General features: G+C 51.5%; 12 protein-coding genes. 5 read left to right on the forward strand and 7 right to left on the reverse strand.

Annotated elements, in window-relative coordinates:
- The first annotated feature begins 686 nt into the window (after nt 1–686).
- The 3 genes from H6F80_RS25480 to cupB all read left to right on the forward strand — a co-directional run bounded on the left by H6F80_RS25480 (nt 687) and on the right by cupB (nt 5,433).
- Nucleotides 687–2,534, forward strand: coding sequence for an NAD(P)H-quinone oxidoreductase subunit F (locus H6F80_RS25480; RefSeq protein WP_190794315.1), 1,848 nt, complete (start codon nt 687–689; stop codon nt 2,532–2,534).
- A gap of 74 nt (nt 2,535–2,608) precedes the next feature.
- Nucleotides 2,609–4,225, forward strand: coding sequence for an NADH-quinone oxidoreductase subunit M (locus tag H6F80_RS25485; RefSeq protein ID WP_190794316.1), 1,617 nt, complete (start codon nt 2,609–2,611; stop codon nt 4,223–4,225).
- Nucleotides 4,226–4,302: 77 nt separating this feature from the next.
- The gene (gene cupB / locus H6F80_RS25490) at nt 4,303–5,433 is read left to right on the forward strand and encodes a CO2 hydration protein CupB (RefSeq protein ID WP_190794317.1); all 1,131 of its coding nucleotides are present in this window, start codon (nt 4,303–4,305) and stop codon (nt 5,431–5,433) included.
- Between the two features lie 48 nt (nt 5,434–5,481).
- Here cupB and H6F80_RS25495 read toward each other — a convergent pair whose 3' ends face one another.
- The 3 genes from H6F80_RS25495 to H6F80_RS25505 form a co-directional block, all read right to left on the reverse strand.
- Nucleotides 5,482–5,973 carry a universal stress protein gene (locus tag H6F80_RS25495; RefSeq protein WP_190794318.1) on the reverse strand — a complete coding sequence of 164 codons (492 nt, stop codon included), beginning with the start codon at nt 5,971–5,973 and terminating at the stop codon, nt 5,482–5,484.
- 189 nt (nt 5,974–6,162) lie between these two features.
- Nucleotides 6,163–7,335: an FtsW/RodA/SpoVE family cell cycle protein gene (locus tag H6F80_RS25500; RefSeq protein WP_190794319.1), complete on the reverse strand. Its 1,173-nt coding sequence runs from the start codon at nt 7,333–7,335 to the stop codon at nt 6,163–6,165.
- Nucleotides 7,336–7,427: 92 nt separating this feature from the next.
- The gene (locus tag H6F80_RS25505) at nt 7,428–8,288 is read right to left on the reverse strand and encodes a M28 family peptidase (RefSeq protein ID WP_190794320.1); all 861 of its coding nucleotides are present in this window, start codon (nt 8,286–8,288) and stop codon (nt 7,428–7,430) included.
- A gap of 151 nt (nt 8,289–8,439) precedes the next feature.
- On the opposite strand from H6F80_RS25505, the gene mscL reads away from it, so the two are divergent.
- On the forward strand, nt 8,440–8,874 hold the full coding sequence (gene mscL, locus H6F80_RS25510) for a large conductance mechanosensitive channel protein MscL (RefSeq protein WP_190794321.1): 435 nt from the start codon (nt 8,440–8,442) through the stop codon (nt 8,872–8,874).
- 91 nt (nt 8,875–8,965) lie between these two features.
- Here mscL and H6F80_RS25515 read toward each other — a convergent pair whose 3' ends face one another.
- The 3 genes from H6F80_RS25515 to aptA all read right to left on the reverse strand — a co-directional run bounded on the left by H6F80_RS25515 (nt 8,966) and on the right by aptA (nt 11,654).
- Nucleotides 8,966–9,307 (reverse strand): ssl2009 family thylakoid membrane protein, encoded by a 342-nt coding sequence (locus tag H6F80_RS25515; protein ID WP_190794322.1) that lies wholly within the window; start codon nt 9,305–9,307, stop codon nt 8,966–8,968.
- Between the two features lie 39 nt (nt 9,308–9,346).
- Nucleotides 9,347–9,997, reverse strand: a complete 651-nt coding sequence (gene upp, locus H6F80_RS25520) for a uracil phosphoribosyltransferase (protein ID WP_190794323.1) — start codon at nt 9,995–9,997, stop codon at nt 9,347–9,349.
- A 295-nt stretch (nt 9,998–10,292) separates the two neighbouring features.
- Nucleotides 10,293–11,654: an omega-aminotransferase AptA gene (aptA, locus tag H6F80_RS25525; protein WP_190794324.1), complete on the reverse strand. Its 1,362-nt coding sequence runs from the start codon at nt 11,652–11,654 to the stop codon at nt 10,293–10,295.
- A gap of 430 nt (nt 11,655–12,084) precedes the next feature.
- On the opposite strand from aptA, the gene H6F80_RS25530 reads away from it, so the two are divergent.
- The gene (locus H6F80_RS25530) at nt 12,085–13,347 is read left to right on the forward strand and encodes a methylglyoxal synthase (protein ID WP_190794325.1); all 1,263 of its coding nucleotides are present in this window, start codon (nt 12,085–12,087) and stop codon (nt 13,345–13,347) included.
- Between the two features lie 217 nt (nt 13,348–13,564).
- Here H6F80_RS25530 and H6F80_RS25535 read toward each other — a convergent pair whose 3' ends face one another.
- Nucleotides 13,565–13,711 carry a DUF2103 domain-containing protein gene (locus H6F80_RS25535; RefSeq protein WP_518523651.1) on the reverse strand — a complete coding sequence of 49 codons (147 nt, stop codon included), beginning with the start codon at nt 13,709–13,711 and terminating at the stop codon, nt 13,565–13,567.
- Nucleotides 13,712–13,716: the final 5 nt, after the last annotated feature.

The raw sequence follows: 13,716 nt of genomic DNA on the forward strand, positions 1-13,716 counted from the left end.
TTTCAGGAAACACCTTAGAATTCCCAGAATTAAGAATACAGGTGATGGACAACCTTACGCAATATAAACTGAGATGATTATTTTTATACTAAACATAACTTGTTTTTATAGCGTATCTTGGCTTCGATCGCGGGCTCACCCTTTCAGTAATCGTTCTCCAGTGAATAACGCAAACCCACCTGATTTCGCTTAAGAAATTGATGGAACCGGAAAATTGTATTGAAGCAGGCTGATAAAGCGATCGATTTGAAGACGGTTGATTGATGTTTTTTAGCCCTAACCTGTAGAAAAAATTATACCATTGATAAGAAAAAACTTATGAACTTATTCGATTCCTCTGGCTCCTAGGACTGATGCGGTGGAAGGCAGGGTATATCAATTTATTAAGATGTGCTGCGCCTGGGGATCACGCTATAAGATGCTAGTATTCCCCTAATAAATAATGAATTGATTAGAATCGCTCATCTCTGTTAGTTGCGAAGCATTTTTTGCACGATTGAGATGACTTTAGAGTAGAAAGCTTCAGCAATGCCTGACTGAGAACAACGGTGAAAGCTCTATGCTAGATTAGATAACCCTTAATTTTTGCTAAATTATTCTGCTATTCAAAAATTATTGTCTTGATTTTGGTTTGGCAGGGAGTTTGGTTGCAGCATTTATTTCATCTCAATAAGGAAAGATCAGTAATGAATCAGCTTCTCGTTCAGACGAGCTGGTGGGTTCCCCTGTACGGTTTGATTGGCGCAATTCTGACGCTGCCCTGGTCGATCGGGCTAGTTCGCCGCACTGGACCAAGACCAGCCGCCTACTTTAATATCCTGATGACTGTTCTGGCTCTGGTTCACAGTGCCCTGATGCTAAAGGCAGTTTGGGATCAAGAACCCGTTCGATCGCTGATTCCCTGGCTGAGTGTTCCTGACTTAGATATCTGGCTAACCCTGGAGACCTCTCGCACAAGCGTTGCGGCTGCGCTGTTTATCACTGGCTTAAGTTTGTTGGCACAGATTTTCGCGCTGGGCTATCTGGAAAAAGACTGGGCACTGGCAAGATTCTATGCGCTGATGGGTTTCTTTGAGGCGGCAATGAGCGGCATCGCCCTAAGCGATTCCCTGTTTCTAAGCTATGCCCTGCTGGAAATGTTGACCCTTTCTACCTACTTGTTAGTGGGCTTTTGGTATGCTCAGCCCCTGGTGGTAACGGCTGCCCGTGATGCTTTCTTGACTAAACGAGTTGGAGACTTGCTCTTGTTGATGGGTGTGGTCACCTTATCCACGCTGGCTGGCAGCATGGACTTCACCCATCTTGCGCTGTGGGCAGAAAACGTTCAGCTTCCCTCGGTGGTTGCAACGCTGCTGGGACTGTCGCTCTTAGCAGGTCCAACAGGGAAGTGTGCCCAGTTTCCGCTGAACCTATGGCTAGATGAAGCGATGGAGGGTCCAAATCCGGCTTCGATTCTGCGAAATTCTGTGGTTGTTGCCTGCGGAGCCTATGTGCTGATCAAGCTTCAGCCTGTGCTGGCACTCTCGCCCGTGACGCTGACAACAATTATGGTGCTGGGGTCGCTAACGGCGATCGGAGCTTCGCTAGTGTCGATCGCTCAAATTGATATCAAGCGAACCTTGTCTCACTCGACCAGTGCCTATCTGGGGCTAGTATTTTTGGCGGTGGGAACTCAGCAAGATGATCTGGCACTGATGTTTTTGTTTGCCCATGGTGTTGCTAAGGCACTGCTGTTTATGAGTGTCGGGTCAATTATTTTGACGACTAGCACCCAGGACCTTACCGAGATGGGCGGACTTGCAAAGCGAATGCCTGCTACAACGTTTGCCTATGTCGTGGGTGGGCTGGCTTCGGTGGCACTGCTGCCGCTTGGCGGCTTCTGGGCAATGGTGCAGTGGATGGAGGGCGTTTGGGCGGTTTCTCCCTGGCTGGTTGCAGTGCTGCTGCTGGTCAATGGACTCACGGCATTTAACTTGGTACGAGTCTTTGGCTTGGTCTTTTGGGGTCACCCGCAGCCAAAAACGCGCCGCGCGCCGGAAGTACCCTGGCTAATGGCGGTGCCGATGGTGACGCTCTCGATTTTTGCGCTGCTGCTGCCTTTGCTACTGAAACAGTGGCAGCTTTTGCCCGCGCTAAGCGAAGTCAATCTGAGTCTACTCGCCAGTTTGCTCGCTTCGGGCATAGGTGGAGCAGCCCTTGCAGGCATCATTTACCTTAACCCAGCAGTACGAAAGCCAACTCCGCTTGTGGGGTCTGTGCTACGCGATGTACTGGCGTATGACTTTTTTATTGATCGCCTCTACAAGCTCAGTGTGGTGTTTGGAGTGGTGCAGGGTTCGCGCTTGACTGCTTGGTTCGATCGCTATGTGGTGGATGGGCTGGTGAACTTTGTTGGAGTGGCTTCAATCTTTAGCGGAGAAAGCCTGAAATATACGATTTCCGGGCAGTCGCGCAGCTATCTGCTGAATTTGTTTGTGGGGCTACTGCTGGCTCTAAGCCTAACCGGATGGCTGATCTGGAGTCCGCTGTTTTAGTGACTGTTTTCGCTAATTGAGCGGTTCTCGCCTTATTTTTCGATCGTCTGCTGTTCATCCTGCAATTCCTTGCGATGCTGAGTCTTTTTATTTGGGTTCCGTTTCTTGGGGTTCTGCTGATTAGTGTGCTGCCGCCGTCTCAAGTGAACCGATCGCGGCAGATTGCCCTTGCGCTTTGTAGTTTGGTTGTAGTCTGGTCGCTTGTTGTCGCTAGCCAATTTAGCCTCGGCGACGCGGCACTGCAATTTCAGGAATCGTTGCCCTGGATTAAGAATTTGGGCTTGAGCTATCAGCTTGGGGTGGATGGACTGTCGCTGCCGCTGCTGGTGATGAATGGGGTGCTAACCTGGGTTGCGCTCTATAGCGGTGATGCTCAAATCCACCGTCCGAAGCTGTTTTACAGCCTAATCCTGCTGCTGAACGGAGCTGTTGCTGGGGCTTTTCTCTCGCAAAATCTGCTGCTGTTTTTCCTGTTCTATGAATTTGAGCTGATTCCGCTCTATTTGATTATTGCGATTTGGGGTGGGGCAAAGCGCGGCTATGCGGCAACCAAGTTTCTGATTTACACGGCAATTTCGGGCGTGGTGATTTTGGCAGCCTTCTTTGGCTTGTCGCTCCTGAGCGGCTCGGGCAGCTTTGACTATGGAATTGTACGCGATCACGATTTGTCTACAACACCTCAGATTGCTTTGCTGGTCACGCTGCTGATTGGCTTTGGCATCAAAATTCCGATTGTTCCCCTGCATACCTGGCTGCCCGACGCGCACGTTGAAGCTCCGACTCCGGCATCGGTGCTGCTGGCTGGGGTTTTGCTGAAGCTGGGTACTTACGGAATGCTGCGGTTTGGACTGGGGCTATTTCCCGATGCCTGGGAAGTCCTGTCGCCATGGATTGCAGGTGTTGCAGTGGTGAGCGTTCTGTACGGTTCATTTGCGGCGATCGCTCAAACCGACATGAAGAAAATCGTGGCCTATAGCTCGGTAGGGCACATGGGCTATGTAATTCTGGCGGCAGCGGCGGCGACCCCGCTGAGTTTGATTGGAGCGATCGCCCAGATGGTGAGCCACGGTTTAATCTCTGCGCTGCTGTTTTTGCTAGTGGGTGTGGTGTATACCAAAACTGGAACCCGCGATATTAACGTGCTGCGTGGATTGCTCAACCCCGAGCGAGGGCTGCCGCTGGTTGGGAGCTTGATGGTGGTCGGCGCAATGGCAAGCGCAGGAATTCCCGGTATGGTGGGCTTTATTGCCGAATTTATTGTGTATCGCGGCAGTCTGCCTGTGTTTCCGGTGCAAACGCTGCTCTGCATGGTGGGAACCGCACTGACTGCGGTTTACTTTCTAATTTTGATCAACAAAGTCTTCTTTGGTCGATTGCCAGAGACGCTAGCGAACCTACCGCGTGTCCGCTGGCACGATCGCATTCCTTCAGTAATTGTCGCGGTTCTGGTGATTTTGCTGGGGCTTCAGCCTGGCTGGATAACTCGCTGGAGCGTGTCGATTTCCAAGACTCTAGGAATTGACAGTCCGAGCCGCACGGCAATGAGCTGGTCAATACCGAGCGCACCTACCGCAGATCCCCCGGTTGCTTCCCAGTTTTCCGCAGAAGCGATCGAAGATTTTACTCCGGCTCCTGCTGTGCCTGCAATTGACGCTGCCTCTGTCTCTGGCAGGATGCCCTCCATGAGCTAATTCGCCCATAGTCCCTTTATTCCTCAAGGTTACGTTTTCAATTTCCTCGTTTCCTTCACTCCTGAAACAATTCGCACATGGTAACTCTCGTTCCGCCCCATCGCTCTCATCCCCTTGCTGATTTGATCGAAAGAATTCAGGCAGGCGGTGCACTGCTGCCCGACTCTCCTGGGAATGTGCTGGAAGTGGTTGGCATTCTCAAGAGCTACGGCGTCGTGCTGGATGCTTATCATCGCAACCTCACCTTTATTGCAGAGCATCAGTTTTTGATGCTGTTTCCTTTCTTTAAGTATTTCAATGGTGAAGTGACCTTCGCCAAACTGCTGAAGCACTGGTGGCACGATCGCATTAACTATGAGTTTGCCGAATATTGCATGAAAGCGATGTTCTGGCATGGGGCAGAAGGGCTGGATGCTTATCTAGACAGCGAAGAGTTTAGCCAGGGGGCAGGGGCAGCGATTCGAGCCAAACTGCGGGGCAACGCCATGATGCAGGGACTCGATCGCCTGTTTCCCGAATTTTTGCCGGAGCAGGTGCGGTTGCTGTGCTACTACAGTGCGCTGGGGCAGTTCTGGGATGTGATGAGCCGAATGTTTTTGGAGCTATCCGATCGCTACGATCGAGGCGAAATCGAAACGATTCCTCAAGTGGTGCAACATGTTCAGGATGGACTGGTAGCAGCTGCTGCTGACCCGATCACTTATGCCGTTGAAATTGGCGATCAACGCTACGAAATTATTCCCAAATCGGCAGGGCTGACGTTTTTGAAGGATACGGCCGTGCCTTATGTAGAAGCGGTCTTCTTTCGATCGTTTCCCTTCTTTGGCACGATTTCCTACAATGCGCAGGCGGGTCAAATTTCTTCCAATCAGGCAGATTTTAACTACGGGGCACTGTTTGCCGATCCGCTGCCTGTTGGAGGAGGCGGGATTCCGCCAACGCTGCTGATGCAGGACATGACCCATTTTTTGCCCGATGCCCTGCGGCAGGTGTATCTCCAGGAGCTACGGGGCGAAGACGACCTGCGGGTGAAGATTTGTCTGAGCTTCCAGAAAGCAATGTTTTGCGTCACGACAGCAGCCATAAGAGGTTTGATGCCTCACCCGATCGATACTACAAACCCACAGCACCAGCAGGAGAATCTCACGTATCTGGAAGGCTGGATGGACAAATTGCAGGACTCGCAGGTTTTAAAGATGCAGTCTTAGGTAGACAAGGGAAGCCGAGGAAAGGCAAGGGGCAGCAGACCGAATGGCTCAAGTCGAGGTCTTGGCAGGTACGGCCATCACTGGGCAGGGCGCATGATGCACCACATAAGTGCTAACGCTACCCAAAAAGAACTCGCCAAAGCCCGATCGCCCTCTGCGTCCTACTACGATCAAATCTGCCTGCCAATTTTTCGCCAGGTTGCAAATCACTTTGCCTGGACGACCGGATAACTGGCTGAATTCAGTGGCAATTCCCGCTTGAGTAGCGCGATCGGTAAAGCTCTGAAGCTGAGTGACGCCTTTTTCCTCGTACTCCTGCCACCGCTCCTGATAAGCATCCATCACTGCCGTTTCCAGCACTACGTAAGATCCTGGACCCGATGCGGCAAGAGGCATTTGGGGGCTACTTTCCTCATCCAGCGATAAAACGTGCAGCACCATCAGAGAAGACTGAAAGGCATTTGCCATTTTTAAGGCTTGATCGAAAACGATTTCGGCAAAGGGAGATTCATCAACAGCAACAAGAATTTTTTGCGGCATGGCGGAGTTCGCTATAAAACAATAGGCTCAAAAAACAATAGGCTCAAAAAAAGTTGACTTAAATCGATCGACTCAACCATAAGTCACTCAAAAAACAGTAAGTCACAGTTCTCACGCTAGCTCAAGTTCTTTAACGCCAGGTCAATAACGACAGGTTAATGAGTTGAGCGATCGGCTGGGTTAATTCCATCATGAATCAGATTTTGCCCAGCGAGGATCGATCGCAATGACTTCTGCGCTGGTGCTTTCCCTAGCAACCCGAATCAGCAATCCTGCCGCTAGCAAACTGGCAATCATCGAGCTGCCACCATAGCTGAACAGCGGGAAGGGTAGCCCTGTGGTGGGCAGTGCCCCGCTTGCAACGCCGATATTGAGCAGCGATTGCCCCACCATCAAAATCATGACGCCAACTGCAACCAACTGATGCACCTGATTTTTTGCCTTGAGCGCAACCCGGATTGCTAGCGTTGCATAGCCTGCCAACATCAGAAACAGTAAAAAGCAGCCGACCAAACCAAACTCTTCGGCAAAGACCGCAAAAATAAAATCAGTATCCTGAATTGGCAGGAAAAACAGCTTTTGCTGCGACAGCCCGAAGCCACTGCCAAACATGCCGCCTGAGCCGATCGCCAGCAAGCTCTGAATCAACTGATAGCCGTCCCCCTTGGGATCTGCCCAGGGATTGAGAAACGAAATCAATCGCCGTCGCTGATAGGATTTGAGGCTAACGCTGACGATAGCCGCCAGAACGCCTAACCCTGCCGCACTGCCCAGGTATAAGTAAGGCAAGCCTGCCGCCAAGGCAATTAACCAAATCATCATGCCGCAAAGGGCTGCTGTACTCAGGTTGGGCTGCAAGAGAATTGCGGCGATCGTCATTCCAAAGATTCCCACCCAGAGCAGACGAGTTCCCCAGTCTAGCCGCTCCCACTGCCCAAAAATCCGCGCACTCTGCAATACCAGAAACGGTTTGATTAGCTCAGACGGCTGAATGCCGACGGGACCAATGACCAGCCAGCGCGTTGCTCCATTGACCTCGGTTCCGACGCCTGGCAGCAGCGTCATCAGCACTAGCCCCAGCAGCAGCAGCAAAACCCAGTTTGCCAATCCGAGAATAAAGCGCAGGGGCGAATGCACCAGGACATTAAACCCCATCATGCCCAAACAAATCCACAACAACTGAATTTTGAAGTAATACAGCCCGTCGCCCGTCTTCGCATCTGCCACCGCAAAGGACGCAGAATACATCACCACTAAACCGACCAATAGCCACAAAAAGGTAAGCCAGCGCAGCAGACGGCTTTCCTGTCCCCAGTCCTGAGCTGAGGAATCAAAAAAAGGAATGAAATGTCGGAGCTTCACAGCGATCGGAGCCTTTAACGTGCAGAAACAAGTGGAAAGTGCGTATTAGATTAGCGCAAATCGACCGGAGCAGCGCAAATTTTCCTCGTCGCTTAAAGCGATCGAATTCCCGCAACCAGCCCTGAACAAACCCGTGCTAAAAACTCCAGATCGAGGGTGTCTAGCCGATCGCTGCTTTTGTGATAGTGCGGATTCCGCAGAAACGCGGTATCGGTGATCATCATTGCCGGATAGCCTTCGTCCCAAAAAGGAGCATGGTCGCTGCTGCGTGTTACGGGAACAATCATGCCTCGCTTTCCGGCAGGCAGCCATTCACAGCCGACCCTGCCCACAGTACGAATTTGTCGCTGAAGTCGGATCAGATCCAGCGTGGTCTGCACGTTTCCCACCAGGGCAATGAAATCGCCGCGGTCGGGATAGAAATACTTGAGAAAAGCCGGATATTTCTGGGATTGAGGAGCGCGATCGCAGTAGCCCAGCATTTCTAGCGAAATCATGAGCCGCAGGAGTTGGTTCTGCTGTCTCAGCTCGCGCGCATAGGCTGCACTGCCTAGTAAGCCGTACTCTTCCATATCAAAGGCAACCAGCCGCAGGGGATAACGGGCAGGCTCCGCTGCAAAAATTTGCGCCAGTTCCAGCAGCACTGCAACGCCTGAAGCATTATCATCTGCCCCTGGCGTACCCGGAACAGCATCATAATGTGCGCCAATCAAAATCGGCGGACGAGTCGCTTTACCGGGCAAATCGAGAATCAAATTTTGATGCAGGCCGCCCCGCACTGTGAATTCATGGGTTTCGATCGTGCCCCACTGAATCAACTGCTCCCGCACATACTCCCGCACGTAAAAATGTCCCTGGCTGGCAAAATAGGGATCGCGATCGCGAATGAGGTGATTCAAATGAGCAAGCAGAGCGGATTGCAGCACGTTGGGTTCGATCGCGTCAGCAGACATCTCCCTCAAAGGTAAGAAATTTGTGAAAAACGGGTTGACTTTTTTCTTTAGAAACAGGAGATTAGCGGCAGTTGTTCACCCAGAACTAAATTCGCGTGTAGAAGCATTCGTGTGTAAAAACATTCGTGTATAAAAACAAAGGATAGAAACAATGGCAGTCAGAAGAGGACGACGCGCTGCAACAGGGTTTTTGGCAGATTTTCGTGAATTTGTCATGCGGGGCAATGTCCTTGATCTTGCCGTTGCAGTCGTGGTTGGAGCTGCTTTCAGCCAGATTGTCGATTCGTTTGTGAAAGATATCATTACTCCGTTGCTCCTCAATCCGGCACTGCAAGCTGCCAACTTACAAGACATTAACCAGCTTCAAATCAATGGAATTAAATATGGAGTATTTCTCGCTGCGGTGCTTAATTTTCTGATTATCTCGTTCGTTCTCTTTTTGGTTATCCAATCGTTTGAAGCTGCCAAAAGACGATTTTTGCGCGAAGAGGAAGTTGCAGAAGACCTCGTTGATCCAATCATCGCCTCACAGCAAGACCTGAAAGCCTCGATCGACACGCTCACCCAAACTCTTCGCAGCCGATAGTGCTGATCATGCTGAACTGCTCATGAACTGGGTATGAACTGAGCATCTTGATCATTAATCGTCAGCAAATCGTCCAGCAGCCAGAGAGCATCTACGGATCTTGAGAGACGACCTGTTCGCCGTTTCCCTGAACTGATGTGCCGTTCACCGTTCCAAGCTGCTGTCGCACATCGTCGATCGCATCATTCAGCTGAGCGATTTTGTCTTCTAAGCCTCGCCGCGCAATTTCCATATTTTGCTCGGTCGGGGCTTTAAGCTGTCGTCGCTTTGTGGGCTTGCTTTCGGCTTTATCCAGCTTGGAGAACGATTTTTCAGATCCCGCAGATTCTTGATTGAGCCGGGACGCTGCCAGCGCACCGATCACGCCACCAACCACACCACCGACCACCGTTCCCAACAAAAAGCCACCAATAAAATTTCCCTGCTGGCTCATGCAATTCTCCTTTTATGACGCTAAGGTTTCGTGCCAATCTTAAGTGCCAAACGTTCGATCGCCTGCATCGCCCAATCCAGGAACAATGTAGCCTTTTTCGTTTAAACCTTCATCGATCGTCGCCGCATACACGACCAGACCCGGAAAGGCATTGCTAAGCTGCTGTAGGGCAGGCGGAGCCGTAACAACGGCAATAATTCTTACCAGGCTTGGATCAGCGCCTCGTCGCGTTAATTCTTGCATGACCGTCATCATCGAGCCACCTGTCGCCAGCATGGGATCGGTAATTAGAATTCGCGTCTGCGGGTCGAATTTCTCAGGAAACTTGTTCAGGTAGACACTGGGTTCGAGTGTTTCTTCGTTTCGCACCACGCCAATGTGATAAACCGAGGCAAGCGGCAAGAGTGCCTGTGCGCCATCTAGCAACGCCAGCCCTGCCCGCAGAATGGGAACCACTGCTACCGGAACTTCTGGGTTGATAAACGTCGCCGGACAAGTTGCCAGAGGCGTGCTCACTTCGGTTTCGATCGTGGGTAACCAGTCGCGGATTGCTTCATAAGTCAGCCATCTGCCTAGCTCAGTCATCGCACTACGAAACAGCACCGAGGGCGTTGCTTCATCACGAGACACTGCCAGCCAGTGTTTGATTAGCGGGTGGGGGGGAACGTAGACACGCAGTTGAAGAGCCATGCAATCGATTGGGAGGAATAGGAAAGAGATAAAGAAAATGGGGGATATTCTCCCCCTGTTCATTGTTTCACAAGACTTTGGACTTTGAACGCTCTGAATTATGCGTCCTGATTCGTAATTGCTGTGCAGAGAGAACGTGAGGAGTTGTAAATCTGCCGATCGCCCCCTTGATTTTCCCTTTAGTTCCCAACTTTGGGGAACTTAGAAACGGAGAAGAGGCTAAGTTTCTCTCAGAATTGACCCGCTAGCAGGCCGGCCGGGTGATAACGACGATTCTTTCACCCATTCTTAGAGGCTACGGCAAATCGCGCAAAACCTCGCTTAGCATCTCAACCAACTGATCGATGTGGTGCTTCTCGATGATGAGAGGCGGCGACAGGGCAATGATATCGCCTGTGGTGCGAATTAGCAGGCCCTTCTCGTAGCAGCGCAAAAAGCACTCAAAAGCACGAGCCGAGGGTTTTCCGGCGATCGGCTCCAGCTCGATTCCGGCAACCAGTCCCAGGTTACGCACATCGATCACATGGGGCTGTCCTTTCAGCGAATGCACTGCCGACTCCCAGTAAGCAGACATTTCACGGGCGCGATCGAACAAGCCTTCCTGCTCGTAAATCTCTAGCGTTGCCAGTCCTGCCGCACAAGCCACCGGATGCCCGGAGTAGGTGTAGCCGTGGAATAGCTCGATCGCGTTGTCTGGCGCATTCATAAAGGCATCATAGATTCCTTCACGCACAAAGACGGCTCCCATTGGCACAGTACCGTTGGTAATGCCTTTAGCAACCGTCATCATATCGGGTTTAACGCCAAAATACTCTGTAGCAAAGCTAGCTCCCAGTCGTCCAAATCCGGTGATGACCTCATCAAAAATCAGCAGAATGCCGTGCTTATCGCAAATTGCCCGCAGCCGCTCCAGGTAGCCTTTTGGCGGAATCAGTACTCCGGTCGAACCTGCCACGGGTTCCACAATCACCGCCGCAATATTCGAGGCATCGTGCAGCGCGACAATTTTCTCGAGCTCATCTGCCAGGTGTGCACCCCATTCCGGCTGACCGTGGCTAAAGGCATTGTGTTCGAGATTGTGTGTATGAGGCAGATGATCCACGCCCGTCAGCAAACCGCCAAAAAACTTGCGGTTCGGACCAATGCCGCCCACCGAGATGCCACCAAACCCGACGCCGTGGTAGCCACGCTCTCGTCCAATTAATCGCTGCCGCGTGCCTTCACCTCGTGCCCGGTGATAGGCGATCGCAATCTTCAGCGCAGTATCGACTGCTTCTGAACCGGAGTTGGCAAAAAAGACGTGATCAAAGCCGGGAGTCATTTTTATCAGGCGATCGGCAAGCTGAAACGGTCCCGGATGCCCCATTTGAAACGTTGGACCAAAATCGAGCGTTGCCACCTGCTTCGAGACTGCTTCAACAATCTGCGATCGACAGTGACCCGCATTCACACACCAGAGTCCCGCCGTGCCGTCTAGTACCTGTCGCCCGTCGACGGTGGTGTAATGCATATCCTTCGCGGCAGTAAACAGGCGTGGACTGTCTTTAAATTGCCGATTGGAAGTGAAGGGCATCCAGAAAGCTTCAAGCTCAGCCCGTGAAGGAGCGGCGGTGTGGGAAGCTGTCTCAGGTAAGGTCGGACGAGTCAGTTCTTGCATATTAATTCAGCTCAGTTTTTACTGATTTTGATTTTGCTTAAGTATCGTTCAGAATCAATTGCAGCAGTGGTCTCAAGCAGTGATCTTAAAGGGGAAAACGAAATCCACTCAGCCGGCTCAGACTCTCATGGCTTAGGGTTTTTATAAAAAATCCAAGAGAAGCTCAAACCTTTCCACTGACCCTCAACCTGAATTCAAACACCCTTTAGCCCAGAAGATTCCTGATTATTTCGATCGTTGTGTTTTTTGGAATCCTAAAATGTTTTCATAAGAACATTCTACAAAACGCTGTTTCCTCAACGCCTTCACCGATCGTCACGAATTGCTAGCAAAATCCTGCCGCAGGTATGACACGACTGCACTGGAGCATTTCTACAATTTAATGACCCCTTCTTCCTTCTGAAGAAAACTTTACAAATCTGGTTTTTCTATGCCTGCCACCATTGCTCTGATCGCTCACGATAGCCGTAAAGACGATCTACTAGCCCTGCTGCGCGATCGATTGCCGGTGTTCTCCCGCTACCACCTGATCGCAACCGGAGGCACAGGTCATCGGATTCAAGATACGCTGGGATTGCCGATCGAGATTCTGAGGCCTGGGGCGATCGGAGGAGACGCACAGGTTGCCGCAGAAATTACCGCAGGTCATGTTAGCGCGGTTATTTTTTTAGAAGACACGCTCTACGCGCAGCGGCACGAGCCAGGCATCGATCTGATTACCAGAATTTGCAATATCCACAACATTCCGTTTGCAACTAACGTTGCCACGGCTCAAGCAATTATCCAAGCTCTGGCAAGAACACAGGTTGCCCATCTAGTCTTTAACCCCGTATCGGGACAGGGCAATTCAGAACAGGAGTTGCAGCTTATTCGCGATCTGCTGGAACCCGCCATGCAGCTTGTCGTACATGAAACTACCGTGGAACTTAGCGCAGAAAAACTGGCGCAAGAAGCGATCGATGCCAAAGCCGATCTCGTACTGGCATCTGGTGGCGACGGGACTGTTTCAGCCGTTGCAGGTAAACTAATTGGCACTAATATTCCGCTCGGCATCATTCCCAGAGGTACTGCCAATGCCTTTGCCTCCGCACTGGGAATTCCCACTGCCCTCAATCCGATTCGTGGAGCTTGCCAAACGATTCTTACCGGACACCGCCGAGTTGTCGATGCTGCCTTTTGTAATGGGTTGCCCATGATCCTGCTGGCAGGCATCGGGCTGGAAGCAGAAACCGTCGACCGTGCCGATCGCGCTGCGAAAGACCGCTGGGGTGCGCTGGCATATTTGATGGCAGGTTGGCAACAGCTCGACGAGCAGCAATTGTTTGACACCGAGATCGAAGTTGATGGTCATGTTGAGTGTTTTCAGGCAGGCGCGATCACGATCGCTAACGCTGCCCCGATTACTTCTGTTCTAGCGCAGGGCATCGGACAGGTGGTATTCGACGATGGCTTGCTAGACGTGACGATCGCCAGTGCAAAAACCAAGCTTGAAGCCATTCGTACGATCGCTCGTTTGATTGGATCAGCTCTGCTGAAGCCCTCTGAGAGTCCTGATATTGTTCATATGGGCGCAAAGAAACTACGAGTCACCACCAATCCGCCGCAGAAAGTAGTGCTGGACGGCGAAATCATTGGCACAACTCCGGTTGAGATTAATTGTGTGCCGGGTGGGTTGACGGTGATGGCTCCCTGAAGGAGTGGAGAAGTGGATGGCTGGATGGGTGAGTGGGAAGATAAGGGGGTGGGGTATTGAGGTGCGCGAGTTGTAGTGTTCTATGATTTACAGAACTGCTCTGGCTATACTCTGTCAAAAACGCGATTGCCTAACCCGATTGCCTAACAAGCCAGCCACCGATTGACCTGCCCCCGATCGCCCCATCGCCTCGTCGCCCAATCCCACACCCGCTCACTTACCCCTTCCGCAATATTCTGCCTACTGCCTCTTCCAGTGCTGCCTGACTCAACTGGGTTAATACAAAAACTTCCTGAAACGTTTTGCCTTTACGGGCGATCAGCTTAAAGCCGCCCCGAATGGGAACGGATACTTTCAGCGTCAGGGTGG

This window comes from Leptolyngbya sp. FACHB-711 (genome assembly GCF_014695615.1).
Classification (GTDB): Bacteria; Cyanobacteriota; Cyanobacteriia; order Elainellales; family Elainellaceae; genus Leptolyngbya_A.